18 protein-coding genes are annotated in these 26,674 nt (G+C 49.0%); 12 read left to right on the top strand and 6 right to left on the bottom strand.

Annotated elements, in window-relative coordinates; translation table 11 throughout:
• Window positions 1-427: 427 nt before the first annotated feature.
• Complete coding sequence (locus P2W70_RS16955; protein ID WP_276482686.1) at window positions 428-6,676, bottom strand: FG-GAP-like repeat-containing protein; 6,249 nt, start codon at window positions 6,674-6,676, stop codon at window positions 428-430.
• Window positions 6,677-6,788: 112 nt separating this feature from the next.
• Complete coding sequence (locus P2W70_RS16950; RefSeq protein WP_276482685.1) at window positions 6,789-7,436, bottom strand: Vps62-related protein; 648 nt, start codon at window positions 7,434-7,436, stop codon at window positions 6,789-6,791.
• A gap of 636 nt (window positions 7,437-8,072) precedes the next feature.
• Between P2W70_RS16950 and P2W70_RS16945 the strand changes: the two genes are divergently transcribed.
• The 8 genes from P2W70_RS16945 (at window position 8,073) to P2W70_RS16910 (ending at window position 18,641) form a co-directional block, all read left to right on the top strand.
• A complete protein-coding gene (locus tag P2W70_RS16945; protein ID WP_276482684.1) occupies window positions 8,073-8,708 on the top strand; it encodes an RNA polymerase sigma-70 factor in 636 nt (211 codons plus the stop codon).
• A 65-nt stretch (window positions 8,709-8,773) separates the two neighbouring features.
• The gene (locus P2W70_RS16940; protein WP_276482683.1) at window positions 8,774-9,790 is read left to right on the top strand and encodes a FecR family protein; all 1,017 of its coding nucleotides are present in this window, start codon (window positions 8,774-8,776) and stop codon (window positions 9,788-9,790) included.
• A 31-nt stretch (window positions 9,791-9,821) separates the two neighbouring features.
• A complete protein-coding gene (locus tag P2W70_RS16935; RefSeq protein ID WP_276482682.1) occupies window positions 9,822-13,313 on the top strand; it encodes a TonB-dependent receptor in 3,492 nt (1,163 codons plus the stop codon).
• Window positions 13,314-13,333: 20 nt separating this feature from the next.
• Window positions 13,334-14,968 carry a RagB/SusD family nutrient uptake outer membrane protein gene (locus P2W70_RS16930; RefSeq protein WP_276482681.1) on the top strand — a complete coding sequence of 545 codons (1,635 nt, stop codon included), beginning with the start codon at window positions 13,334-13,336 and terminating at the stop codon, window positions 14,966-14,968.
• Window positions 14,969-14,986: 18 nt separating this feature from the next.
• Window positions 14,987-16,156, top strand: a complete 1,170-nt coding sequence (locus P2W70_RS16925) for a SusE domain-containing protein (RefSeq protein ID WP_276482680.1) — start codon at window positions 14,987-14,989, stop codon at window positions 16,154-16,156.
• A gap of 1 nt (window position 16,157) precedes the next feature.
• Window positions 16,158-17,312 carry a glycoside hydrolase family 76 protein gene (locus P2W70_RS16920; protein ID WP_276482679.1) on the top strand — a complete coding sequence of 385 codons (1,155 nt, stop codon included), beginning with the start codon at window positions 16,158-16,160 and terminating at the stop codon, window positions 17,310-17,312.
• Between the two features lie 141 nt (window positions 17,313-17,453).
• Window positions 17,454-18,248 (top strand): Fic family protein, encoded by a 795-nt coding sequence (locus P2W70_RS16915; RefSeq protein WP_276482678.1) that lies wholly within the window; start codon window positions 17,454-17,456, stop codon window positions 18,246-18,248.
• 42 nt (window positions 18,249-18,290) lie between these two features.
• Window positions 18,291-18,641: a hypothetical protein gene (locus P2W70_RS16910; RefSeq protein ID WP_276482677.1), complete on the top strand. Its 351-nt coding sequence runs from the start codon at window positions 18,291-18,293 to the stop codon at window positions 18,639-18,641.
• A 118-nt stretch (window positions 18,642-18,759) separates the two neighbouring features.
• Here P2W70_RS16910 and P2W70_RS16905 read toward each other — a convergent pair whose 3' ends face one another.
• Window positions 18,760-19,569 carry a LamG domain-containing protein gene (locus tag P2W70_RS16905; protein ID WP_276482676.1) on the bottom strand — a complete coding sequence of 270 codons (810 nt, stop codon included), beginning with the start codon at window positions 19,567-19,569 and terminating at the stop codon, window positions 18,760-18,762.
• Between the two features lie 203 nt (window positions 19,570-19,772).
• Here P2W70_RS16905 and P2W70_RS16900 point away from each other — a divergent pair, with 203 nt between their 5' ends.
• The 4 genes from P2W70_RS16900 (at window position 19,773) to P2W70_RS16885 (ending at window position 23,469) form a co-directional block, all read left to right on the top strand.
• Window positions 19,773-20,984 (top strand): IS256 family transposase, encoded by a 1,212-nt coding sequence (locus P2W70_RS16900; protein WP_276482675.1) that lies wholly within the window; start codon window positions 19,773-19,775, stop codon window positions 20,982-20,984.
• A gap of 742 nt (window positions 20,985-21,726) precedes the next feature.
• A complete protein-coding gene (locus tag P2W70_RS16895) occupies window positions 21,727-22,260 on the top strand; it encodes a hypothetical protein (RefSeq protein ID WP_276482674.1) in 534 nt (177 codons plus the stop codon).
• Entirely contained in the window at window positions 22,257-22,847 is a 591-nt protein-coding gene (locus P2W70_RS16890) for a hypothetical protein (protein WP_276482673.1), read from the top strand. Before P2W70_RS16895 ends, P2W70_RS16890 begins: the two co-directional genes overlap by 4 nt.
• A 151-nt stretch (window positions 22,848-22,998) precedes the next feature.
• Window positions 22,999-23,469: a hypothetical protein gene (locus P2W70_RS16885; RefSeq protein ID WP_276482672.1), complete on the top strand. Its 471-nt coding sequence runs from the start codon at window positions 22,999-23,001 to the stop codon at window positions 23,467-23,469.
• 19 nt (window positions 23,470-23,488) lie between these two features.
• Here P2W70_RS16885 and P2W70_RS16880 read toward each other — a convergent pair whose 3' ends face one another.
• Genes P2W70_RS16880 through P2W70_RS16870 form a run of 3 tightly spaced genes read right to left on the bottom strand, consistent with a single transcriptional unit; the run spans window position 23,489 to window position 26,660 of the window.
• On the bottom strand, window positions 23,489-23,938 hold the full coding sequence (locus tag P2W70_RS16880; RefSeq protein WP_276482671.1) for a toll/interleukin-1 receptor domain-containing protein: 450 nt from the start codon (window positions 23,936-23,938) through the stop codon (window positions 23,489-23,491).
• 17 nt (window positions 23,939-23,955) lie between these two features.
• A complete protein-coding gene (locus tag P2W70_RS16875) occupies window positions 23,956-26,379 on the bottom strand; it encodes a COR domain-containing protein (RefSeq protein WP_276482670.1) in 2,424 nt (807 codons plus the stop codon).
• A gap of 44 nt (window positions 26,380-26,423) precedes the next feature.
• The gene (locus tag P2W70_RS16870; protein ID WP_276482669.1) at window positions 26,424-26,660 is read right to left on the bottom strand and encodes a helix-turn-helix domain-containing protein; all 237 of its coding nucleotides are present in this window, start codon (window positions 26,658-26,660) and stop codon (window positions 26,424-26,426) included.
• Between the last annotated feature and the right edge of the window lie 14 nt (window positions 26,661-26,674).

Below are 26,674 nucleotides of genomic sequence, written 5' to 3'. Positions count from 1 at the left end.
TTATGGTTTAGGAATGAAGTCTTACATAAGAACGAATTCTCATGTGCTCGTCGTTACTTGATTAAAAATCTTCATGGATAGCGCCCTCTATAGTTTTCCCGCCGTAAAAACGGCCGGATGGTGTATACAACACCGTTTTTACCCTTTTATTGTTTAGGGCATGGCGACAAGGAGGTAAATATCAGGTATGGCCATTTCCCGCTGTTACGGACAACCGTAATAGAATTAATTTTTACCCGGTAAAACATATGGAACTGGGTGAAAATATCGGGACACTATTCCCGCCCCGGGATCCGGATAAGGACCCCGGGGTTCAGGAACAGCCAGCGATAGCTATAGCAGGCGGCTACCTGCACCCGGTATAGCGCCACATTTCGAATACACACTATTCGGTGCCATATCCACGTAGCCGCCGCTGGAGTACACACTACTGGATATACTCTCTAAACACCGTCATCTCAATCTCCACCGGACCCGTCCATGACGCATACGCGGAGGAGATAGCATTCTTGAGGCCCACCAGGTTGTCTTTGTCGACCAGGGCGCCGCTCACAAAACCTGCTCCAGCCGTTTCGGCCAGACTGGTGGCGCTCGGAAACTGATGATTCAGGATCTCCGAGGCCACGATCTTGCCCGAGACGTTGCCGATTGCCCCCGCAACACCCTGAATGGCCATGCGGCCAAACAAGGAATAATCGGAGAGATTGACCATCGCCGTCAGCTCGCCGGAAACGACACCACTCACAGCGCCGGATAGGGCACCCAATTCCGCGGCTTTCAGCAAACCGCTCCACGATCCTTTGAAGCCCGATTCCACTTCGTACTCCACGCTATTGGTCACGGCACCCACGACGGCGCCCTTGATCGCATTGGTGCCCAACCGTACACCTACCCGTACCAGTGTCTTGCCCAGGCCGCCACCACTTTCTGTGCTGCCCGCCGCGGCTTCGCCACCTGCATCGGCCACCACGTCGGTGGCCGCATCCACACTGGCATCGGCCGCTGCGTCTGCGCCGGCATCTACCGCAGCGCCGCCCACTTCCGCTACTTCCAGCGAGCCCAGATCCACTTCCAGTTCTGCAGCTGCCGCATCGGAGGCGCCGGCAGTGACAACCGTCAACGCTATGCCTACCGCCGCAACCGCCACCATGGCCACCGCCCCCGCAGCAATGCCAATATCCGCCCAGATGCTCAGGTGCCCACTGGGGTCACGTTGGTTTACAGGATTGTTCAGTTCAAAAGCAAAACGGTTCCAGGCACCTGCCCTCAACTTGTTGCGCGCACCCAGCCGGCTGTCGGGCGCCAGGAAGAGACCCAGCGTAGGATTGTAGTACCGGGCGCCAAAATAATACAACCCTGTTCCCCGGTCCAGGTCACGCCCTTCGTACAGGGGAGCCGGCTTATTGGCCGAAGTCAATGCTGTCGGATTGCCCAAACCGTCATAGGCATAGGCACTCAGCAACACCCCGTATTCATTGTAAATATGGGTGATGTTCTGCTTTTGGTCGCGGCGGTAAAAAGCAGTTTCGTTCTCGGAGGTAAGCGTAGCCACCAGGCCACCACTGTCTACCATATTTTTAAGAATGGTGGTATTACCCGCAACATCGGTATACACCCGGTAAACAGGATTCACATACACCATGCTGGAACCATCTGTAAAGAGCTCGAAGATGCGATTGCCCGACTCATCATACTGCATGGTACGTAGCGGCGTGCCGCCGTCAATAATAGATATCAGGTCGCCGGAGGCTGCATACACGAAATAATTGGTAGCGCCATTTACGGTGAGCCCACCGATCCGGCCACAACCATCCTGTTGTGTTGTGTATTGCGTAGTGCCCATCGTCATCGTTTGCGGACAATTGGAACCCTGGTAATTGTAGGTATAGCCGCCATTGGCTGTTATACGCCCGCCTGTATCAAACGTGTAGGATCCTGTAGGCATGCCAGCCGATCCACTCACCGTTTGTATCTTTTTAGCGGTATAGGTATAGGCCTGGCTGTCGCCGGCCACCGCCTCATCGCTGGTCAACAGTTCATGGAGTTGATCGTAGGTGTAACTGAAGTTCAGCAGGGGCTCCTCTTGGCGATTGGCAAAGGTTTCCGTATACAGCGTTCCGGCACTGTTGTAGGTATAATTGGCCGTCAGGGCTGCTGCTCCGTAGCTGAAGTACTGCACCTCCCCATAACGGCTATTGGCGCTGTAACTGTCGATCGGGTAAAGGATCTCTACCGCTTCCAGCTGCTGCGACACCAACAACCCACAATCGTAGGTCCGGGTCAGCAACATGCCGTCATCGTAGGTTTGCCCCACCATTCGCTTCAGTGGATCAAAAACTGTACTGGTCGTATAAGACTGGTCATTGACCGTGAGGGTTTCGGTGGTGGCGTTTCCATACACATCATATCCAAACGATTTTTGTGAACTGCCATTGCCGTTGGTGGTGGTACTCACTGTGGCCAGTTGCCCCAACCCATTCGTTGCCGTATCGTACGTGTAAGCGATCTGGCGCCCATCCGTATACACTTGCGTCAGCACCCGCCCCAGCGCATCGTAGGTGTAGGTTACCGCGGCCGGCATGGCATTGGTAATTGTTTGCACAGCACCCGTAACGGGGCTGTATTGGTACGACAAAGCCCCCGAAGCAACACGTCTGGGATTCTGATCCGCATTATCGTACCCGATCTTCCGGCCTAACGAGTCGTAGGTTAGTGTGTTTTTTAGACCCTGCGGATCGGTCACCGTTAGCTGCCGTCCCAGGGCATCATAACTGAAGAGCGTGGTGGCATTGTTGTCGTTCACGATCACCGATTGCACCTGTTGCTGCTTGCCGTTGTATAGTTGTCGGCTCACCACCTGCACATAGGCTTCCGGAGCACCGTACGCCTCGGTAATGGTCGTTTGCCCCCATTTGGTATAGGCCCAGGTGGTCAATACCAACTCATCGTTGTTGGCGCCTGCGGGCGTTTGCCTCGATAAAGGACGCTCCAGCGCATCGTAGGTATATACGATCATGGGCACTTGCACGGGTGGTGTGGGTGACACCGTAGCACTGAAGAAAGGCAGGGTCTTGGTATGCGGCCTTTCGTACGCGCCATAGCTGGTCACCTGCACGGAATACCCATTGTTGCCGCCGGCCTGAACGGCCACCACCGCCGTTCTTCCCTTGCCATCGACGTATTTCCAGTGATCGGCCCACACCGGGCTATTGTTGTTGGGAAACTGCTGCAGTACGCTGCCCTGCAGGTAGATGCCGCCTTCGCCGTCGTTCTGGTAAACGATGGTTGATAGTGTGAGGACTGCCGCCGATCCGAAAGCGACCGTGCCGGTCACATAAGGTGTGCATTGATTGGTATCAGTCTGCGTGCATCCGGGTGGGATGGGGCCTTGCTCGGTTATTTTCCGGCCAAATCCGTCATAGGCTACAATGGACACTACATCATTACCATTTTGCTGGGCCACCAACTTGCCAAACCGCGGGTCATATCCATACTGGGTTACCAGTTGGGTGCCCTGGGCATTGGCCGGTGAGGTCATCGATGCCTGGTAGCAGTTGTAGGTTGCATCAAACGTGTATTGTGTGGTACAATTGCCGGGCCGGGTCTCCGTTTTCCGATTGCCATAGCTGTCGTACGTAAAGGAAGTGGTCAATAGCACGTTGTTCTGATCATCCCAGGCGCCACGGGTGAGCAGGTTATAGGTTTGTGGCGTATACGTACAGGCCGACAAATTATAATCACCCGGCAAAAAGCTGGTAATATCGGCATCGCTGCTGTTGGCTGACTGCTTTTCATACAACAGGTAGCCCAATGCCCAGCCATTGGCCAGTACGTCATTCTGGTATTGGCGGTACCTGTATACGACATACTCGGGCGACTGTGGTGTTACGACCGGGAAGGCAACGGTGTTGTCGATGCCAACCGGATCGATGTAATCGATGTAACCCCACCAGGTCTTTTCGGTTTGATTGCCATAGCTGTCGTACGCAAAGCTCCTGGCCGTCAGCGACTCGAAATTGGTAACGCCAGCCTCGATGTAATAGTAGTAGTCGAGCACACCGGTTTTCAGCACGGCAACAGCTGCGTTGGATGACAGGCTGCCGGCACCAGCCACGGTATTTGCCTGATAAGTACTCACCGTCGACCGCAGCAGTTGATTACCCTGTTGGATCTTTAACACGGATGCCAGGGCGCCTGTAAATGGAAAGGACTGAAGATAATTCCGCACGACCGTCAACCCCGTTCCTGTATTGGTATGTTGCACCGTCTGGAAGCCCAGCCAGCCCCGGCCGGTAAGGTCGATGGCGGCATTCCGGTACTGCTGCGTGAATGACTGTTCATAAGGAAATTTATTTAAAGCCGTATTATTGGTGAGGGTATAGGCCGATACCACATAGGTCGCCATACCCAGCACCCCCTGCACGGGGTATTGCACCGGCGACAAGATGAACGGATACTGGCGCGGTGTCGTCAGGGGGTAAGCGGGAGCCGTTTCCGTATACACGCTGGCATCGGTGAGCGGCGCATACTCGATGGTCGTGGTATTGCCGAGCGCATCGCTGATGCTGCTGGCGAGGTCGGGGTAGGGCCCGATGGACGGAAATGGCTGTATGTTGCTGTAACTGCCGGAACCGGTAAAGTTGTACAAGAGATCTCCCTTTCCATCCCCGTTGACATCGCCCGCAAAAAAGGATATCGTGGGAATATTCAGGTTAGTCGGGATGGAAGCCCCTTCAGTAAATACCCCAGACGGGTCGGCCGCATAAATGGTGAAGTTCAGGAAACTATTGGGGTCGAGCCAGGCGGCGACGATATTGGTTTGTCCGTTACCATTGAGGCCCAGGGGATACAGGTTCGAAGCATTGAAACCCTGCGGGTCGAAACTGCTTTCCGTACCTGCCACAAAGCTGCCGGTGCCCGTCGAGAAATAGGGTTGAAGCTGGAAGGAATTGTCCGACTGGCTTTGGATCAGTTGCAGTATGTCCAATACGCCGTCGCCATTCACATCAACCGGCAATATCGTTACCGTACCGTTGGCCCCGCCCAGGTTGGTGTTGGCCTGACCGGCCAACAGGTTGAGGCCGCCGGTGGTGCTCGTGGTGATAAACGACGTGACCTGGTACGCCCCTTCCGTATTCTCCGAGAGCACTACCATATCGATAATGCCATCGTTGTTGACGTCCATGGGCCAGAATGCCGGATTGGGATAAGCTCCCGCTGTATTCGTATTGAACGCTGTGGCGGAATAACTGCCATTGCTGCCTACAAAATCAGACAACCAGACATTGAAGTTCAACACCCCGGCATCGTTGTAAGCCTGCACCAGGTCCACCCGGCCATCGCCGTTGGCATCGATGGCAAAGCATTGCAACAGATCACTGCCCAACCAGGGATTGTTGGTGACGGTTGTACTCGCATTGCTGCTGAACGAGCTGCCGTCATTGATAAACACGTCTATACACAGGTATTGGTTATTGCCGCCCCCCGGGTATACAATCATGATATCTGTGAGGCCGTCGCCATTTACGTCGGCCGGGTAGATATAGTAGTCGGTATTGATCGTGCCATCATAATATCCCAATTGCAGGCCATCCGGATCGGGGCTGCTGTAAGTAATCTGCCCGCCTGACTGGCTGGCCAGAAAGGTCACCACATTCAGCGCCTTATCCGCCAGGTAAAACTGCAGGATATCCGTGATGCCATCACCGTTTACATCTACCGGGGAGGTTTGTAGCAGACCAGCCTGGTTCAACAACTGGGTAGCTGGTTGACTGGTGTCGAATCCCGGTTGTGCTACATCCTGCCAGCCTATTTCTATCGCCGGCAGGGTATTGCCATCGGCATCGGTGAGGGTAATGGTTTCTATCCGGCTGAAGCCGGTGGCGGTGCCTTGCCCATAGGTAAGGGTGTAGGTGAGCACGGGATCGCTGCCCATCATCGTTTGTATACCCGTTAGCACAAAGCCGGTTTGCACCGGGTAACCACCCAGGAAGGTGGTGATCACATCTGGTCGCGGCGAATACGCAAACTGGATGGAAAAATTGGCTGCATTGTTATTGGTGACGGTATAGAGGATCTTACTGAGGTAACAAGCGCCCATATCGCTGCTGCCGGCCACCGGCGTATTGGTATACTGGTATTCGATGCGGTTGCCGTTGAGGTCCTGGATGGAAGCCAGGGCCCATTCGCGCACGTTGCCGGATCCCAGGGCCATGATACAGCTATCGGGTGTAGTTCCGTAACTCCAGACGGCCCCACTTTTCGTATACACGGTGAAACCGTCTTGTGGTGTGGCGCCTGCAACGACCTGCTTCCATTGGTTGTTTTCCGTGTAATACGTGGTGCCTGCCGCACCATAGTCTCCGATGATGTTGATGAGCCGCTGTCCATCGAGCGCAAAACGGTCGGTATCCTGGTAATTGATGCTGCCCCAAAAACCATCGATGGCAGGGATGGCAGCGATACGGGTAATGGCGGAAAGACCCGAAAGTCTCCAGCCGATGCCGCATTCGCCATTGCCGGCGCTGTGGTTGTAGACGAGTTTCAGGTTGGGTTGTGCCTGGGCGATGCCGGGCGGTACCTGAATGGGGAGTTGGTAGTTGGCTGCGCCATTGGCGTCAACGCTGAAAGAACCTTGTTTGATGCCAAAGGCGGAAACGGTAGTGACTGTGTCCATGGTATTGAATTATAAAATGCCCCATGCCGCTGGCATGGGGCTACTGGTAAAAAAGTGAATCTGTAAATTTCAACAGGTAAGCTTGGGTATAGCGGGTGTAATGGCAACGGGATTATTGCGGCACAATGTCCCAGGCTGTCACTGTCGTGGGATAGCCCGAAACGGCATAGCAGACGCCCGAATTGGGCAGTTGAAATACCGTTACATCGCCCGTTGCCTTGCTGTTGTGATCGGCCCAGATATAATTACTGGTCGTCGTCAGGGTGACTTGTGTGGCCAGATCGCTTCGTACACACATGAAGCCGGGGAACTGGTCTACCGTGGGGGGTGCCTTGAAATCCATGACCGCTACTGACCCAATGGCTACGTACCCTTGTGGCGGTGTGGGTGCATAGATGCCCAGGTAGCTGGGAGAACCGTTGCCCGAACAGGTCCACACTGGTACAAATTCCAACGGAGCCGCAAAGCAGGGAAGGGTACCTGGCTGGTTCCAATTATTCGCCTGGTAGATGTTCATGGAACCGCTGGGTGGATTCTGATAGCTGTCGGTAGCATAATACCCTGTGTACGCATAGGAACTGAGTGTGGCAGTGGGTACTACGTTCTGGATGGCGGGGATCCAAAAACTGACCTTCTCCGTGGCATAAGATTCCATGTCATTGATCACCACATTCAAAAATGAACTGACGGGTGTGGGAGACAGGAATTGTTGCACGGAGGGTTCTACGCGTTTTTCGCGCGGTGCTTGCGTTGTTTGCATGGTTATTGTTTGAAGTAAAAAAATACATGCTGGCGAAGGGATCGTACATCCCACCGAATAGGCCTACCATCAGGCCTTTGACAATTGCTACTAAAAAGGAAATATTCAAACAGGTATCCATGCTGTCAACTACAGCATACAAAAGGATAGAAAATTACGCAGGCGGCGTAAATGTATGGCAAAAGCGATATACAGTGTTTGATGTGGTGCGACTTTTTTCGCGCTTTTAATACGGTATGGCAGCCGCTCCACAAAAGATGGCGCATGTTGTGCAACACAACCTGCAGGCTACTCATAACGCCAGGTTTCCGGTCGCACTTATCCTATGACATACCCATAAACGAACAGTCTGTTGCGTTCGGCAGTCTGGAAACGGCGACGTTCCCGGAATCCCCCCTGCCACGCATACCGGCCTCAACCGCCAACGCTTCCTTCGGGGGCCTTCAACCAGGTCCTTTTCAAAGTTCGACCCCTCCGGCTGCCCGGATGGCCGGCTAAAAAGTTTTTTTTCGCCCCCTGTACGTAAAATGGCGGAAATTGTTGTCCCATGAAGGGGTAACCCCCAAACCCGATCCGATACCCATGTGAAATCCGGCTCCAAAAACTGCCGAACTGTCTATTTTACAACGATTGCTCATGAGACCAGACGAAATACACGTTAAGACGCTGCAGCTCCAGATCCATGGGGGGAGCCAACCCGCGTTTGCCAGCCTGTTCCGCCTTTTCTATCCCAAACTGCACAGCTTTTGCCTGCAATATGTACACGTCAAGGAGGTCGCCGAAGAGATCACCAACGACGTGTTTGTGAAGCTCTGGAACCGCCGGGCCGACCTGCTGCCGATCGACAACCTCTCGACCTACCTGTTTGTGGCCGTCAAGAACGGCGCCCTCAATTACCTGAAGCAATACTCTCATATACATGTAGCCATCGAAGACCAGGAAGGCACCAGTGGCCTCATCAACCGCAACAATCCCGAGCAGGAACTGGAATGGAAAGAGATCAGCTTCGAACTGAACCAGGCCATCGAGCAATTGCCCGATCAATGCCGTACGGTGTTTAAATTGATCAAAGAAGATGGCTTCCGGTACAAGGAAGTAGCGGAGATCCTGGGCATTTCGCCGCGTACCGTGGAGACACAGCTGTTCCGGGCATTGAAAAAGTTGCAGGTGGTGGCCAATAATTACCTCGACAACAACGACCGGCAACGCCGCAAGCAACCACCACCGTTCAGCAGCCTGCTGATCATTCCCCTGTTGTCTATCTTTTTTTAGCCGCTTGTAAGTAATCCGGCTGCTTTCACTGTCCTTCTTATAGTAATACCGACAAAACAATAGAGATGTACGACAATCGCTTTTTGCTGCTCATGACCCGTAAACTGTCTGGCGAGGGTACACCCGAAGAACTGGAAGAATTGAACGGGTTACTATCGGCCCATCCCTCCCTGCAGGAAGAAGCCGATCTGTATACGCGTTATTGGGAGCAACAGCAGGAGCCCTATGCCGATACCGAACCTGCCTTGCAAAAAGTGTTGCGGCAGATCGACAGCGACGCCGTGCCCGGGGCGGTATCACCTGTCGGTATCGTTACCAGGATGCCCCTTTGGAAAAAGATCAGCCGCGTGGCGGCCATCCTCGTGGTAGCAGCGGGGGTGGGGGCAGGAGCGTACCAGTTGGTAGCCCGCCAGTATGAAGACCCCACCAGCCTCGTGCAGAAACAGAACAGCAAAGGCGTCAAAAGCACCATCGTACTGAGCGATGGCAGCAAGGTGTGGTTGAATGCCGATAGCAAGGTGCAATACCCGGCCCTGTTCACTGGCAACAGCCGGGAGATCTACCTGAACGGCGAAGCGTTTTTCGATATCGTGCGTAATCCGGCTAAACCCTTCATCATACACCTGTCTAACGGCACCGTGCGTGTGCTCGGCACTTCTTTTAATATCAAGGCCTACGACAACCAGCCGGTGGTGGAAACCTCGGTAGCTACGGGTAAAGTGGCTTTCATTCCCCGCCTCAAAAATAACCGGCCCGGCGATACCGTATTCGTGGTGCCCAACAACAAAGTCGTCTACCGGCTCAACCTGGAAGAAGTCACAACGGCCGCTACGGTCAGTGCCGACGATAAAGCCTGGACGGAGGGCAAACTGATCTTCCGCAGTCAGTCTTTTGAAGAGATCGCCATCGAGCTGGAAAGGAATTTTGGCAAGCGGATCGTATTCGACAACGATACCGTGAAGCAGTACCGGCTCACCGGATCATTCCAGAACAATACCCTCGTGGAAATATTGGAGTACCTGTCAATCACTAAAACATTCTCGTATAGCGTGTCCGACGAAGCCATCGTCATTTCCCGGTAAATACATTCAACTACCAAAACGCCTGCCGCCAATGAAGCGAATACTTATCGATTGCCGTTGCCTGGAATTGCTGTATCCCAAAACAGCTAAGAACATGCTGTCGACCGTACTGTTGGTCACCGCCTGTTATACACTCCCAGCGCAAAGCGGGTATGCATTCAATACCCGCCACCACCAGGCTATTCTACAGCAAAAGAAAGAGCCCAGGGTGGCCCTCAAAGTCAAGAACGAAAAACTATCAGTGGTCTTACTGCAACTCGAAAAGCAGATCCGCTATGTGTTCGTCTACTCCGATGATGATATCAACGCCAGTCAGCGTGTGAGCCTCGACACCAAGGGTGATCTGAGCAATGTACTGGAAGCCCTTTCCCGGCTCACCGGTATCAGTTATGAATTTGTCAACGACAAGATCATCCTCCGGGGCAAAGGTCAGCCAGAAAGCAAAACCACGGGCATTCCACCTGCTTCCAGCCTCAGCTTTACCCCCCAGGAAGAAACAGTCCTCCGGGCCGATCTGCTGCTTTCCGGCCGTGTCACCGACGAAGCCGGTGCCCCCATTGCCGGGGTCAATGTGACCCTGAAAGGGTCGCCCCTGGGCGCCACCACCAATGCCAACGGCAACTATTCACTCACCATTCCCGACAACAGCCAGGAGCCGGTATTGCTGTTTTCCTATATCGGGTATGTGAACCAGGAAGTAGCCGTCAGCAATCGTAAAACCATCAACGTGGTCTTACAAAAAACGGATCAGGTATTGAGTGATGTGGTGGTGGTAGGGTATGGTACGCAACGCCGGGCTTCCGTGACCGGCTCCGTGGACCGCATCAGCAACAAAGCGATCGAAGGACGCCCCGTCACCAATGTATCACAGGCCTTACAGGGTGTATCGCCCAACCTGATCATACAACAAAGAAATTTTGAACCCGGTCAGGGTGTCAACATTAATATCCGCGGCCTCGGTACCCTCGGCGACAACACGCCGCTGGTGGTCATCGATGGTATTCCCGGTGGCGATATCAACCTGCTCAACCCGACCGATATCGAAAATATTTCTATCCTGAAAGATGCGGGTTCGGCTGCCATCTACGGTTCCCGGTCGGCCAATGGCGTCATCCTCATCACCACGCGTAAAGGCCGTAAGAACGAAAAGCCTACCGTCAGTTACCACGGTATTTACGGTGTACAAACACCGCGTATCACCTACGAACCCGTGCATGCCTGGGAAAATGCCTGGTACAAAAACGAGTCGCTTGCCAACTCGGGCCTGCAACCCGTGTTTTCGCCTACACAGATCCGCGACCTGCAGGCGAAGGGAGATGGTGACTGGAGGCTGGAATCCATTTTACAGGATGCGGCCCAGCAATCGCACAACCTCAGCATCAGTGGCGGCTCGGCCAATGCTACTTACCTGTTGAGCCTGGGTTACCTCGATCAGCAAAACAGTTTTATAGGTCCCGATTACGGCTACAAGCGGTACAATATCCGTTTCAACCAGACGACGGAGCTGGGAAGACTGAAGTTGAACACCATCCTCAGCTACGCCAAAGTGCAGGGCAAGGATCATTCTTCGACGGCCGGTACATTGATCGTGGATGCAGGCCGTGTGCCCTTGTATTACTCCATGCAGGACACCGCCGGCAACTACCTTACCAATGCCGTGTCGGCCGAGCTCAACCCCAAGGCCATTTTAGAGCAGGGGGGCTTTCGGCAATCCGATAACGACGAAGTGTTTGGTAATATCTCAGCGGAATACACTGTGATCAAAGACCTGAAAATACGGGGTGTGTTTGGCGGTACCCTGCGAGCCAACAAAGGATTTGGCCGCAAATTGCCCCTGACCTTCTTACCCGGCGGTGCCTATGGCCAGGACCGGGAAGTGTACGACGATAACTTCAAATCCCTCTTCACCAACCTGCAGTTGCTGGCAGAATACGATAAAGACATCAAGCAGCACCACATCAAGTTACTGGTTGGCGCCGCCAACGAATCGTACAAAGAAGAGATGAGTGCTTTGTACAAAACGCTCACCGACCCGGTATTGGGCATCCCGACTACCGGTACCATCATCGATCAAAAAAGAAGTTACAATACCAACGGCACCCGGCCCGATAATCGCCCGGCCACCATTGAAACGAGCATCAACTCCCTGTTTGGTCGCGCGGGCTATTCGTACGACGATAAGTATTTTGCGGAGTTCAATTTCCGGTACGATGGTTCGTCGAAGTTTATGAAGGACAACCGCTGGGGCTTTTTCCCCTCGGCAGCCCTGGCCTGGCGCGTAACGCAGGAAGACTTTATGGAAGGGTTCCGGGACTATGTCAACGACCTGAAAATCCGCGGCTCTTATGGCATACTCGGTAACCAGAATGTGGATGCCTATCAGTACCAGACCGTATTTTTCAACTATCCCAATGCGTATGGGTTCAACAACAACGCTGTTGGCGGATCGGGTTACTCGCTCGGCAATCCCGACCTCACCTGGGAAAAAGCAGCGACCTTCAACATCGGGTTCGACGCTACCATCCTGAAAGGCAAGCTCGATTTTTCGTATGACTATTTCGATAAGACCACCAAGGATATCCTCTATGCCCGCCGGGATGTGCCCCAACTGTTTGGCGCCGGTTTCCCCGACTACAACGTAGCCGAAGTACGCAACCGCGGTTGGGAAATCAAGGTGACCTATAACTGGCGGGGCAGGGTACTCAACCAAACCTTCAGCGCCAACGTAGCCGACAACCTCAACGAGCTGGTATCCCTGACCTCGGGTGCTACCCAACAGGTAGAGCGCAAAGAGGAGTTTGAACTGATCCGCAAGGTAGGGTACCCCATCACCATGTACCAGGCCTACCGCCGTGATGGCTATTTCCAAACCCTCGATGATATCAACAAGGCGCCCCGGTTTGCCGGCTCTACCGTAACGGCGGGTGACATCAAGTTTGTCGATAAGAACAAAGACGGCGTCATCGACGACAAGGACAAGTTCATCATGGGCAATCCCTTCCCTCGTTATACTTTTGGATTTACCTATACCGCAGCGATCAAAGGATTCGATGTGTCCATCTTCATCCAGGGTGTTGGCAAAAGATCGGCCATGCTGCGGGGTGAACTGATAGAGCCATTCCATTTCGGCTATGGTGGTACCATGTACCGGCACCAGACGGATTATTGGACGCCCACCAACCCCAATGCGAAATACCCACGTCTGGCAGAAGCGGGCTCCCCCTCCAACACCAACAATTACAGAACCGGTTCGGATATCTACCTGTTTGATGCGGCCTATGCGCGGTTGAAGAATGTGCAGGTAGGGTACACCATTCCTGCTTCGGTGACGAAGAAAGCCCATATACAGAAAGCAAGGATCTATTTTACCGGCCAAAACCTGCTGACCATCAGCAAGCTCAATTTCTTCGATCCGGAGATCACGGAGTTTGACAACAGTACCCGCTTCAACACGGGGGCCAACAGTGCCCGGGCCTATCCCTTGCCGGTATTTTATGGCGGCGGTATTGACATTACTTTTTAACGATGCTAATTGCTAACGATATGCGTATCAACACTGCAAAAAAAATAGTGCTGGCCAGCCTGGTAGCCCTGGCCAGTTGCAAGAAACTGGACCTGGCCCCCTCAGACCGGTTTACCGAACTCAACTTCTGGCAATCTTCCGAAAACGTCAACAATGCGTTGAACAATGTTTACGGAGGTATGTATACCAGTCAGCCCTTCTTTTACAACGAAGCCCTGTCGGATAATGCCTTTACCAAGCTGGGCATCAACAGCGGACAGCCCGATGCCATTGCCAGCGGCAATTTCACCAGCTCGCTGCCAAGGTTTCAGAATGACTGGGCCAATTATTATGGCGGCATCAAGTCGTGTAATATCTTTCTGGAGAACGTCGATCAAAACACCACGCTGAGCGAGGCCGTCAAGAACCGGATGAAAGGGGAGACGCGTTTTATCCGTGCCTTCCACCATTTCAACCTCACCAAGTGGTGGGGCGATGTGCCCATCCTCAGCAAGGATATCACACCCGACGAAGCGAAAACCGTGAGCCGCTCGCCCAAAGCCGAGGTGGTGAAGTTTGTGCTGGACGAACTGGATGCCGCTGCTGCTGCGTTACCAGCCAAAGAACAATATGCGGCCGGCGACCATGGACGCATCACCAAGGGGGCAGCCCTGGCGTTGAAAGCGCGGGTATTGCTCTATGAAGTCAACAGGATGGCAGAAGTGGTGACCGTTTGTGAGCAGCTGATCAACAACGGCGCGCAGAATGGCAATTATAGCCTGGCCGCTTCCTATACGGACCTGTTCAGCGGGAGTGCTTTGAATAAGAACAATACCGAAACGATTCTTTCCCTGCAATACGTGCCTGCGTTGAGAATGTGGGGCGACTACATCGACTTTGCCCCGATCTCTGCCGGTGCGCGCAGCAATAACCTGGCACCGACCCAGGAGCTGGTCAACAATTACCTCATGCTGAATGGAAAGCAGATCACGGAAGCGGGCTCGGGGTACGATGAAGCCAATCCTTATGCCAACCGCGATCCAAGATTGTCGGCCACGGTAGTGTACGACCGGTACAATTGGGTAAACCCCAATGGCACTTCCCAAACCATTTATATCAAGCCGGGTACAGCACCAGCCGGACAAACAGCGAATGAATACAGTGCCGCCGGACAGGGTACCGCCACCGGCTATTACTGGAGAAAATACTGGGATCCTGCTTTTGTAGCGCCCGGCATCAGTTCGGGTTTGAATATTCACCTTATCCGGTATGCCGAAGTATTGCTGATGTATGCCGAGGCCAAACAAGCCCTGGGCCAAATGACGGAAGAGGTCTGGAACAAGACCATCAAAGCACTGCGGCAACGCGCCGGCTTTACCGACGCTGGAGCGCTGAACTATCCGGGCAACACCAACATGACGGACATCATCCGCGCAGAACGGAGAACCGAGTTGGTGATGGAAGGCATCCGCATCGACGATATCCGTCGCTGGAAGATTGCCGAGACCGTATTGAACGGCTGGGCGCATGGCGCCAAATTTGGTGAGGCGTCCATCGACAATGGCTACCTGCGGGTGCAGCTGCGCCAGTTCGATAAAAGCAAACACTACCTGTGGCCTGTACCGCCTTCCGAGCGGGCTCTAAATACCAACCTTTCACAAAACGATGGCTATTAATTGTCAAAACACCTGCATATGAAAAATAAACTATTCGCCAGCCTGGGGCTGCTCGCACTAACGATCATCGGCTTGACGGGCTGTGATAAAGACGAGCGCGACATCAATATGGACGTAACGGAAGTAAAAACATTCTTTACGCCGGCCGATAACTTATCCGTGAAACTGAACCCCGCCGGGGGAGAGGTCGTCGCCTTTGAATGGGAGCAGGCCAAGGCAGCCGACGGCTCCCTGGTATTGTACGAAGTAGCATTTGACCAGGCCAGTGGCGATTTCTCGCAGCCATTCTATACCGTAGTCTCCGACAACAAAGGCGTGTTGAATAAACTATCGCTATCGCATGGCGACCTGAACAATATCGCCAAACTGGGCGGCTCTGCCTTCTTCGAAAAGAAGAAATTCAAGTGGATGGTATTGTCTTCCAAGGGTACTAATGTGAAGAAGTCGGCGGTAACGCGGACCATCGAGCTGGAACGCCCCGGTGGCTTTGATGTGTTGCCCGGTAACCTGTACCTGACGGGTGCGGCGACAGAGGGCGGAGCCGATATGGCAAATGCCCTGAAGATGCGCCAGGTATCGCCTGGTGTGTTTGAGATCTACAGCAAACTGAAGGCGGGCACCTACAAATTCCTGGATGGCAATACGGGTACGCCCAAAGCATATTACATTTTTGCCAAGGATGGTATCAATGCCATCGGCATGAATGGGGAATCAACCTTTACCGGGGCGGACAAGATCATGCGGGTGCGTTTGGACTTCAACAATATCAATGCTTCGTATGCCGAAGTGAAGGAAATGAAGATGTGGTATTGTGCCGGTAACGAATTCTGGTTTACGCTGCCATATACGTCGAATGGGGTATGGCGTAAGAACGGACATACGGTCAATTATACGCAGATGCCCTGGGGTTTTGAAGAGCGGCACAAGTACATGATGGTGATCAATGAGGGCGCGGGCGATAAGAATTGGTGGTTGAATGGCAATTCGGGCGATCCTGCGGGGCAGGATGGTCAGTACCCCAGCTCGGTGGCTTACCGCACGATCAACATGACCGTCAACAACGGCAGTCAGTGGGATTGGGGCTGGAAGTTTGACCGCACTTACCTGCCGCAGGGCAGTGTAGCCGATTTCTGGATCTCTTTGCGCGGCAGTGAGACCGCTTATACCATGAACTATCAAAAACCTTAATATGCGTCGACCTTACAGTGTGCCCGTTATATTATTGACGTGGGGGTGTTTATTGACAGCCTGTTTAAAAGAAAAGCAAGACGAAGGTTATACGGAGCCACCGGGCGGCGGCAATACCGTGACCTATGATTGGGCGAAGATTGCCGATTCGGCCCAGTCGTCGATGAACTATTTCTGGTCTGCATCCGGAAAATACTATCTCACCAGCAATGCCTCGGCCGACTGGGGTCAGTACTGGCCCAATGCACATGCCCTGGATGTGCTGGTGGATGGTTATCTCCGTAATCCGTCGCCGGCTACCAAGTCGAGGATGGAAGAGCTGGTGAATGGGGTGAAAACCAAGAATGGCAATACCATGATCAATTATTATTACGACGACATGGAGTGGATGGCCCTGGCTTGCCTGCGGGCTTATCAGGCCACGAATGATGTGCAGTTCAAGAACATCACCGATCTGTTGTGGACGGATATCAAAGCGGGCTGGAGCGAAGACCTGGGTGGTGGTATCTGGTGGCGAAAAGACAATGGATCGAAGAATACACCTTCCAATATGCCGGCGGCGATCCTGGCAGCGCGGTTGTACAAGGCGTTTAATAAGCCGGAAGACCTGGCCTGGGCCAATAAGATCTATGACTGGGGGAAAGCGACCTTGTACGAACCAGGTACGGGATGGGTGTATGACAATATCGAGAAAAACGGTAATAAGAACACTACCTGGAAATTCACGTACAACCAGGGTACCTTCCTGGGGGCGGCGCTGGAGTTGTTCAAGATCACCAATAACCAGACCTACCAGACAGATGCGCTGAAGGCGACGGAGTTTGCGGTGAGCTCGGGTCAGCTGACGACCAATGGGCTGTTGAAGGACGAGGGTGGGGGCGATGGCGGCCTGTTTAAGGGGGTGTTTATCCGTTATTTCACCCGGCTGATCGTTGATGGCAATTTATCGACTGATAAAAAGACAAGCTATATCGCCTTTCTGCAAAAGAATGCCGAGAGTTTGTGGAGTAAGGGTACGAATAAAAGTCTGATCCTGTTTGGCCCGGCCTGGGATAAGGCGCCGGGTAATAGCAGCGAGCTGGGTACCCAGCTGAGTGGTTCGATGCTACTGGAGGCAATGGCAGAGCTGAAGAAACTGGACCTGTTGCCGAAATAGGGCAGTCATTACAAGAAAATTCTACGGGGAATAAACATCGAAGAGGAGTGGACAGTTGGTCCATTCCTTTTTTTGTGGGGTCGTAGTCGATTTATTATTGATTTCTCTATAGTTACGGCGCAAGATTATACGTCATTACCCATGCGCCCTTTTGATCTGCAAATTATTCCCCATGGTTTATTGAACGCGTACGGTTCCGTGGTGGCAGTGGACACCTTGGCGGAAGCATTTGCGCTCTTGCAAGATGCCCAATTGTCGACGGAAGGATTTAGCTTTCACCATGCCGTAGCTTCCGTTTACTCTGGCAAAATAGAAGGCGAACCTATTGAACTTGATTCGTACATCAAACACAAGCGTTTTCATATAGAATTTCAGCCAGACTTTACCCGCAAGATAGATGACCTATACCTGGCCTATCAATTGGCGACAACCAAGAGGCCGGATAAAGCGTCTATCGGCGCGATGCATGCTCAATTGGCTCAACACATCGTCCCTGCTCATTGGTTGGGAAAATTCAGGAACCAAAATATGTACGTAACAACCAAAGATGGGCGTATTGAATATGTTTCGGCTTCGCCTTTTGAGTTGGTTCGCGAGATGGATAAATTCTATTCTGATCTTGAGACGCTATTGGCAACAACAATGACCATTACCGAGGCGTTCTATTTTGCGAGCATGATACACCTCGTTTTTGTCAAGATCCACCCGTGGAATGACGGGAACGGGCGAAGTGCCCGGTTGCTGGAAAAATGGTTTCTTGCAGTGAAACTGGGTCCCAAAGCCTGGTTTGTTCAGTCAGAAAAATACTACTACATACAACACGACACTTATTACGCCAATATCAGGGCGTTGGGCTTGGAATATCCCTCTTTGGATTATACAAAGGCGCTACCTTTTTCGCTGATGCTGCCGAAGGCGGTATTGGAGGCGGAATAATTTAGTATAACCTTAGTACAACCTTTCTCAAAATTGAACTCTATGGCTAATTCTAAACCAACGGGCAAAGACACCGTTTCCTACAATATGAGGATTAGATTTCGTATTGCTCGTGGTGAAAGAAACTCACCCATTACTTCTCTTAGTGAAGTAGAAGACGGAAAAGACCCTTCATTTTGGCATAAAGTAACCCGAGATGCTGCAGCAAAGGCCATTAATGAAAACCTTGCATTGAACATTCCTATAACAGTTTTGGAAGATGGCTGGGTGGTGCAAAAGTATAAAGATGGCACAATCGTTAAAGTCAAAGAAATTGAGAATGAGGGTAAAGAAATATTCTCAGGTTTAACTAAAGGATCTATTTTGCATATCAAAAAGACAATGGGATTTTGACAGAGTAAACTCTTTTTTCATTCCCAATTTAAGAGCTTATGTTTTAAAAAACAAGCCAGACCCTACATCGTAGAGTCTGGCTTGCCTGCTTACAGCAGTAATGCGGGGGCTGGTGTTTTTATAAGGTAGCGCTACGTTGGATGGTAATGTTTCTGGCTTTCATCACCGTATTGCCGGTAGGGCCAGGTGTACCGGAAGATCCTTCCATTTGCAGGTCGATGATCAGGTTGAGTGGCTCATTGACGAAGTTCTGACCAGTCTGGTTCGATACGTTTACGCCGTCGATCCAGTATTCGATGGTCACGTTGTTGGTGGTGCCAATCCGGTACAGGTAGGCGGTATACGTATGCCAGTTGGAGGGGGTATTGATGACGGTGCCTACGCTGGACCACTGACCGTTCTGGTTCTTGTAGGTGTTGGTCCAGTTGGTGGTGCTTCCTTTAAACTCCATGATATCGCTTTCTGGCGGCCACTGGTTGGCACCGTTGAGCCAGAAGGCTGGCCAGGTACCAGTGACAGACGGGCATTGAAACTCGCCGGAAACCCGCCATTTGGGCCAGGAGGCGCTCACGGTCACCTGTTGTTTGGCGTAGCAGGTGTAGGAGTAGTAGTGGATGCTGGGTTTGTCGGCTGCGGTGCCCGGGGTAGCCGTAATGGTCATTACGCCGCTTGAAATGCTGTAGTTCTGCGTCCGCATACGGGCCGATCCGTTGTGGTCGATGGCGCCCCAGGGGTAGAAGTTGCTCCAATAGGTGCTGAATGAATTTAAAGAATTGGTAGGCAACATGGTAACCCAAGTGGGCGCATTGTCTTGGGTCTCTTCCGGAGTGGCTGGCTGTTGCTGCGGTTCTACGGCAGTTTGTTTCTGACAGGCGGTGCCGATCAGTACGCACAATGATGCGAACAGGAATTGGTTTAATCTTTTCATAATGGCTTTTTGATGTTAGGTAATGGTAGCTCCCTAATGCATTACTGCTGAACAGGCATGACAAATCTCAAGGATAATCCGATAGGGCAGGGGGCCGAATCGGTAAAATAGCGGGGGTACCTGGGGGATATTACTGATCGCATTATCCAAGAGTGTTTTAAAAAGTGTGTCAGTGGAAAGTTAAGTAACTTTAAACTGACATTATGGACAAGCAAAATTTTGATTTCGAAGCCTTCAAAAAGCAGGCCGCTACCCGCTTAAAAAGCGGAGAAACTTTGCTTGGTAAAGACGGTGTCTTTACCCCATTATTGAAGGAGTTTCTGGAAGAAGCCCTTGAGGGCGAGTTGGAAGCTCACATCGACCAGGATGAAGACCCTAACCGCAAGAACGGCAAGGGAAAGAAGAAGATCAAAACACCGGTTGGTGACGTCGAGCTGGCTACTCCCAGAGACCGTAACAGCACCTTTGAGCCGGAGATCGTTCCCAAGCGACAGAAGACCTTAGGTGTTGATTTAGACCGACAAATAATCGCTTTGTATGCGCGTGGCGCCAGCTACAGCGATATTCGCGACCACCTCAGTGACATGTATGGGCTGGATATATCGCCGGCGACCATTAGCCGGGTAACAGACAAAATCCTACCGCTAATTCAGGAGTGGCGTAGCCGGCCTTTAGAACGGGTTTATCCCTTCGTCTGGCTGGATGCCATCCATTACAAAGTCCGCCATGAGGGACGGGTGGTCAACCGCGCCGTTTACTGCATAATAGGGCTTAATCAGGAGGGTTACAAAGAGTTGCTGGGTATGTACATCGGAGAACATGAAGGTTCCAAATTCTGGCTCCAGGTTCTTACAGATCTGCAGAACCGGGGCATCGAGGATATTTTCATTGCTTCCATCGACAATCTACAAGGGTTTGCCGATGCCATCGAAAGTATCTTCCCCCAAACAGAAGTTCAGCTCTGCGTGGTCCACCAGATCAGGAACTCCCATAAGTATCTACCCTACAAAGATGTAAAGCCGTTCATGAAGGACCTGCAGGGCGTTTATAAGGCCAACACCAAAGAGCAGGCTGAACGTAATCTTGACCAGGTTGCGGCTAACTGGGGGCAACGTTATCCCAAGGTTATAGAGTCCTGGCGGAAGAACTGGGATCGCTTAAGCCGTTACTTCCAGTACAACAAGGATATACGCCGCATCATGTACACCACCAATATCATCGAAGGCTTCCACCGACAGCTCCGAACGGTCACCAAGACCAAAGGAGCATTCCAAAGCGAGGACGCTCTCATGAAACTACTGTTTCTGGTTCAGGAGAATATCAGCGTCAAGTGGAATAAACCGGTACACAACTGGAACCAGACTTTGGCGCAATTATCGATTATCTTTGGAGACAGGCTAAAACTAAACCTCTGAGTAATGAAGCCTCATCGTCATATGATGTCTTTTGCATCTCTTGCATCACCCATCAGCTCCATCAGAAAAGAACATCAAATGCCGATGAGTACAGAAATTAAAACTACTGACACAGTTTATGGAACACTACCGATACTACTGATCGCATCATAACATACACTCCTTCATCACTCTTTGTTTCATAAATGATTACACGATAGACTCTCTAAATTAGCAATAAATGATGGCCCCATTTACTATTAAACTTTATTTAACAACTAGGGGCAGAATTAATGAGTTTTTGGACAATCATATTCTGATTATGCGGTAAACATTCACGGTCCTCATGTAAGTACATTCCTCCCATGGCAACTAAAATGGTTGTTTTTCCGAGAAAACCGTTATAGTTTGGTTCCTCGTTTATTTCTCTAATGATTTTCAGTAATATCAATATTGCCGATACAAAAATAAAATATCCTATGCACCACAAAATGGACATTCGATTCGCAAACACATCACCCCCTAAAAATTGACTTTTATCAATCAGTATAATTGACACTGAAAGTAATTTAACAAATAGCTATGCACCTAAATGTTGATTCAATACTATAATTTATTTGTTAGCGTTAGGCTTATACTCTAATGATGCGACATTGAATACTAGTATATTGCTGCGGAACTAATCTCCAATTTGCGACATCAAATATTTATGAATATTAAAAATACTCTTCCTTAAAAAAGCGTCGACAATAATACTTTCGAAATGAATGAAACAGATACCATAAAACAACTATGGACATTAATAAATGATATTTTAGCTTTATGTGCAAACTGGTTTGAAGTTATCGGCTTTATACTAATGATAATTACAACGGTTAAGGTCTTTTCAGTTAATAAGCGAATCAAGAATTTGAATAGTAAATATTTACTCAGAGATAGGATTAACGACCACCTCAAGGAACTCAAATCTTCGTCAGGGAAAATTGCGCAGCTTTTAGGAAGCTTCAACATTAATTTAAAGGACCTAAAATTAGAAGTTTCTAGTTGCTATGTAAATACTGTCAATCTCAAAAAGAAATCGTCTGTTTCCAATTTTCCTTCATTAAACTTATTCATTAAATCCGCTAAAAAGGTCTTAAATGCGCATAATGACAATCAGTCAATTTCCGGATGGGCAAGATTTTTGGGAAAACGGGTAATAAGGGAAAGTGATATAGACGAATTTTATAAACAACTCACCGCCCTTATTAAAGAAATTGAACACTTTCAAAAAGATCTAAAAAAGACCATTGTATGAATACAGACAGTCAAAACCAGTTTATACTTGCTCTTATTAAACAAACTAATAGCAAGAATATTGAATGGAGCAGCCGAGCGGTATCAGACCCAGAATTAGCAAACGGAGAAATTGTAATCGACAAAGTTTATTCGACTGAAATAAATGGCAAAAGATTCAATTTGTATCGATACAAATATAAACACTGGAAAGAATACGACGAATATGAATGGAATATAAGACCAAAATTAGAGCTAGTAGACATGTTTGAAAACGTTGAATTTGAATTCAACTACGACTACTCATTAGAGGACTTATATCAAATTGTTAGACAGCAGTCGTCGGGCATCCTGGAATTTATTGAAGAATTTATTTCAACTAAATTAGAAATAACATACGCTACATATGGCATTAAAGACAATATCATTGATGTGACAAATAAAATAAGGAACAAAGTTTTAGACGATAAACTAAGAGTATATGTGACAAACGAGCTAGGCTCCGATCCAGCACCGGGCAAAATCAAAGAACTTTCGATAACTTATAAAATAGGAAGCAAACAATATGTAAAAAAAGCTCAAGAGGGCACTTATTTAGAAGCGCCATAAAAGCTTTGAAAGACAGTATTAGTACCGAGATACTTGAATTAAGCACTAGGCTGTAAACATGCCGTGTTGAATATTTATCAAATGTTCAGCTACGAAATATAAGATCAATCAACTCGCAAATACTTTAACCTATATTCAGGCAATTTATTTTATGACATTTAAGGCCAAGATAAGCAAGAAACAATTTCCTGAGCCATATTGGCATAGGCTACTTCGCCATTTTGAAAGAAAAGGCTACATCCATAATGGTCTAACCATCCCATTTCTGATTGGATCACGTTCAATAATATATCCAGGAGAACCCCTAATAACAATTGAAGAGCTTTTATCAGAAGCCGCGGAATATGGCGCTATATTACAAAAATGCGCTGAAATAGGGGAATTTGTCATGGGCGCCATGAACTCAGATACCAGGCAGGCACAATGCAATCATCACGACATGGGTTGCATTTACCTTGCAGATGGGTCACTAGACCACGTTACTAATGCCGAAGATAAAATAAAGCTTATTCAAAAGATCTATTATCGTTATGTTGTCTACGGTCAATTTTCAAAAAACAACGGGTTATGGACTAGCTTCTCGGCTGAAGATGAAGCCAGAATAAAGGAAGCATTTCTATAAATAATAATAATACTGAATCCTACTTTCTCGACGCATCATCAAGAATGGTCTTGATCCTACGAACCAACTTGATCCAAAGCTTTTCCCGCTCTTGTTCACTCATCTCTATGACGGTATAATTGGGGGGATTAATAGCCTGATACTGACTGATATCCTCGTACTCGGAAAACAGGCAAGGTTTCAAAATTACAGTCAAAATCACAGCCCCCTTTTCTTCGGCAGATTTCAATAGTGAAGGCACTTCTATATCCTGAATAAAATCAGAGTTGAAAAAATCAGCGCTAGCAAACAAAACCCCAACTCTACAACCGCTTAATGCCTGCAAAATTTCGGACTTCCACTTTTGGCCTGGCAATATTTTCGAATCATCCCAAAATGAAATACTTCTAGCAATGGGCTTTAGATGCCTTTTGAATTCGTCTAATAGCTTCTTATCCTGATTGGCGTAACTAATAAAAACATCGGACATAATTATACTTTAAAACATTAATCAATCTTAGCTTCGATGCCCAAAACGTCGTCACCTAATCTAAACTCTCTAATTGCCATTTTTACTTGACTTACAGCATCAACCATTGCTTCGTCGATACCAGTACCAGCTCTGACCAGACCATTTCCATTATACAGGACTGGCCTAATCTCACTAATTGGCAATGACCGCCAATCACAGTCTTTGATAATAACAGGTATATATAGGCAAGACTTTGTCTCAGTTCTATCAAGCGCCTTTGTCATTTCATTGCAACTCGTCTCAGAATTAAAATAATTTGCACTTATTAGAGAGATAATAACGTCAGACGTGTCTAGCCTTTCTCGAATAACAATTTTTTCATTTACTCCAGCCGGCACGGTGTACATATCACTTATAGTTAACTTCTCAGACTTTTCTAATGCCTTGAGATGCTTTATGAAATGCAAACTCTCTTCAGCATCATCCGAGTGAGAAGACACAAATACCTTTATTCCTCCCCCTCGCTTATTGAAGGCAGCTCCGAGTACATCGTCGATTAAAGGGCGAATCTTTATCAAGTCAAAGCTTACATGGCAGCGTTCCGTATTTACGTCATTTCTTAAACATTCCCGCAGATAGTTGAATTCGAAATAATGTGGCTCGCCTTTTTGCCTGCATTTATTGCAAGTGCACGGAATTAACTTCTGCACCTTCAAATTGGAGTACGAAAGATTTATTTTATCGATAGAATCTAGTATTATAGCCAGAAACTCTTTCTTGTTATCTCCCCGAATTCGTATCCTAATCTCATTTTTCCCATAAGTCTCTATAACCTCTGCCCAAGTGCCTTCTCTATACAATACAACCCCATCTCTCCACGCATTTTTTTGATTTTCGATGTAATCATTCATCCTGACAATAAATCGTGTTAATATACCCTTGGGCATGAACTCGTAGGTGTACTTAAACGTAATATTATCTAGCTCACTCCATCTATAAACTGGTTTAGCTACTTGTAGGAGCTGAGCAGCAATGAAGTTATTTGAATCCTCAATTCGGTAGCACAACTCAAACTTCATCATTAGAGAAATTAGTTCATCGTGCATGTCCCTGTATTTCTCTTCACGCCAGATTTCCGCTAAATCTGCCTTACTAAAATAACCATTGCTATCAATTACTTTTCGATTGTCCAACACCCGATAAACTGCTTCCGTACCCCAATCAGGCTTAAGAATGATCCACCTTTTTAATACTACGTTATCTTTAAAGTGAAGCAAGACACCCAAGTCGTGAAAGTAGTCACTAAGAAACCATGCCCTTTCCTTTTCTTCCATGCCATAATTCCTACATATTTCTAAATACTCCCAATCAGTAATATAAGGGACTGTCTTTGATTTCTCTTCTAATTCTTTCCTTATTACCACCCAAATTTTAGGTAGCTCTGTCCCAATATGGGGCAACTCACCAATTTGATGTTGTATTGCTCTCTTGAAAGACGAAAGGCTTTTTTTATCTAGTTTTAAATTAAAGGAAAACGTGTTTCTTAGGATCCCAAAGCGCTCTTGCATTCCTACATTATTGATCCTATGCTTTCTCTCGGATTTCTCATTTTGAAGAAGTAACAAGGGGCTTTCATCGCTAAGCAATTCAATTGAGCTTAACCAATAATTGAAGTCAGTATTTTCAGCACGATTATCTGACAACAAAACATATAGTGATCTTTTAGTTAGAAAAAACTGGTGTGTTGTGTGGTAGATTTCTTGGCCGCCAAAATCCCAAATATTAACTCGGAACTTTGTCCCATCTGACGTTTCAAAATAGTACGGTTCTATCTTTATCCCTTTTGTTGAAGAATCAGTGAAAAATGAATCGTAATTTTCATCTAAAAGAAGATTTAACAGTGTAGTTTTACCAGCACCGGGCTCTCCTACAATGAGTAACTTTGATTCATACAATTTTTCCGTCCCGTTAGTCCGTTCCATAAAGTAATTCTTGGTAGCCTCATATCCCCTTGAATAGACCTCCACAGGCGGATCAATGACAGGATTATTATCTATGTTTAGGTGAGGAATACGAAACATGCCTGCATGCAACCTGGAAATATTATTATCCGCAATGTTTAGATAGGTAAGATTTGGTAGGCTTGACAATTCCTCATCTACTTCTGTTAACTTATTGAATCGAAAATGTAACTGTTTTAGAGAATTCATCCCATAAATTTCCGATGGCAGAATTGAAATACTATTGCTACGCGCATCTAACACTTCAAGATCAGTAAACTCATGCAACCAAGTCGGGAGACTCTTAATATTATTGCTACTGACATTTAAGCGCTGAAGCCAGTTTGCTTGCCGGAGGTTATCCGGAATTTCCAACAAACCGAGGCAGCTAAGATCTATATGGATTGAATGTTCAGCAATAGCTTTGGCAATCTTAGCATTGGCAATCTGTATGCTCATAAATGGTTTTGACTAATAAATATCTCTAAAAGCTCACACAACTTCTATTTAGCAAGATTAACCGTCACAATCTCCCCAGCTGTCACACCCAAGCCCTGGGCCAACTCAACCAAGGTAGTGTAGGTAATATTCACCTTTCCCTGTTCAATCTCTATGATACGATGATGCTCCAGATTGCAGGCGGCTGCAACCTGGCGGTGTGAAAGTTCCTTCTCCTGCCTGATCTTCTTAACATGCAAGCCTAGCTGCTTCAACAATTCAATATCCTTTTCGCTCTTCATAAACGGAAAGGTGA

Source organism: Paraflavitalea pollutisoli (genome assembly GCF_029360705.1).
Taxonomy (GTDB): domain Bacteria; phylum Bacteroidota; class Bacteroidia; order Chitinophagales; family Chitinophagaceae; genus Paraflavitalea; species Paraflavitalea pollutisoli.
The sequence above is the reverse complement of the archived record's forward strand: the minus strand, read 5'-3'. Positions and strand labels throughout refer to the sequence as shown.

Bases quoted from the DNA above. Each gene is read 5' to 3' on its own strand.
- P2W70_RS16870 (WP_276482669.1), bottom strand. From the start codon at position 26,660: ATGAAGAGCGAAAAGGATATTGAATTGTTGAAGCAGCTAGGCTTGCAT.
- P2W70_RS16940 (WP_276482683.1), top strand. From the start codon at position 8,774: ATGTACGACAATCGCTTTTTGCTGCTCATGACCCGTAAACTGTCTGGC.
- P2W70_RS16925 (WP_276482680.1), top strand. From the start codon at position 14,987: ATGAAAAATAAACTATTCGCCAGCCTGGGGCTGCTCGCACTAACGATC.
- P2W70_RS16935 (WP_276482682.1), top strand. From the start codon at position 9,822: ATGAAGCGAATACTTATCGATTGCCGTTGCCTGGAATTGCTGTATCCC.
- P2W70_RS16955 (WP_276482686.1), bottom strand. From the start codon at position 6,676: ATGGACACAGTCACTACCGTTTCCGCCTTTGGCATCAAACAAGGTTCT.
- P2W70_RS16930 (WP_276482681.1), top strand. From the start codon at position 13,334: ATGCGTATCAACACTGCAAAAAAAATAGTGCTGGCCAGCCTGGTAGCC.
- P2W70_RS16900 (WP_276482675.1), top strand. From the start codon at position 19,773: ATGGACAAGCAAAATTTTGATTTCGAAGCCTTCAAAAAGCAGGCCGCT.
- P2W70_RS16950 (WP_276482685.1), bottom strand. From the start codon at position 7,436: ATGCAAACAACGCAAGCACCGCGCGAAAAACGCGTAGAACCCTCCGTG.
- P2W70_RS16890 (WP_276482673.1), top strand. From the start codon at position 22,257: ATGAATACAGACAGTCAAAACCAGTTTATACTTGCTCTTATTAAACAA.
- P2W70_RS16885 (WP_276482672.1), top strand. From the start codon at position 22,999: ATGACATTTAAGGCCAAGATAAGCAAGAAACAATTTCCTGAGCCATAT.
- P2W70_RS16920 (WP_276482679.1), top strand. From the start codon at position 16,158: ATGCGTCGACCTTACAGTGTGCCCGTTATATTATTGACGTGGGGGTGT.
- P2W70_RS16895 (WP_276482674.1), top strand. From the start codon at position 21,727: ATGAATGAAACAGATACCATAAAACAACTATGGACATTAATAAATGAT.
- P2W70_RS16875 (WP_276482670.1), bottom strand. From the start codon at position 26,379: ATGAGCATACAGATTGCCAATGCTAAGATTGCCAAAGCTATTGCTGAA.
- P2W70_RS16945 (WP_276482684.1), top strand. From the start codon at position 8,073: ATGAGACCAGACGAAATACACGTTAAGACGCTGCAGCTCCAGATCCAT.
- P2W70_RS16915 (WP_276482678.1), top strand. From the start codon at position 17,454: ATGCGCCCTTTTGATCTGCAAATTATTCCCCATGGTTTATTGAACGCG.
- P2W70_RS16910 (WP_276482677.1), top strand. From the start codon at position 18,291: ATGGCTAATTCTAAACCAACGGGCAAAGACACCGTTTCCTACAATATG.
- P2W70_RS16905 (WP_276482676.1), bottom strand. From the start codon at position 19,569: ATGAAAAGATTAAACCAATTCCTGTTCGCATCATTGTGCGTACTGATC.
- P2W70_RS16880 (WP_276482671.1), bottom strand. From the start codon at position 23,938: ATGTCCGATGTTTTTATTAGTTACGCCAATCAGGATAAGAAGCTATTA.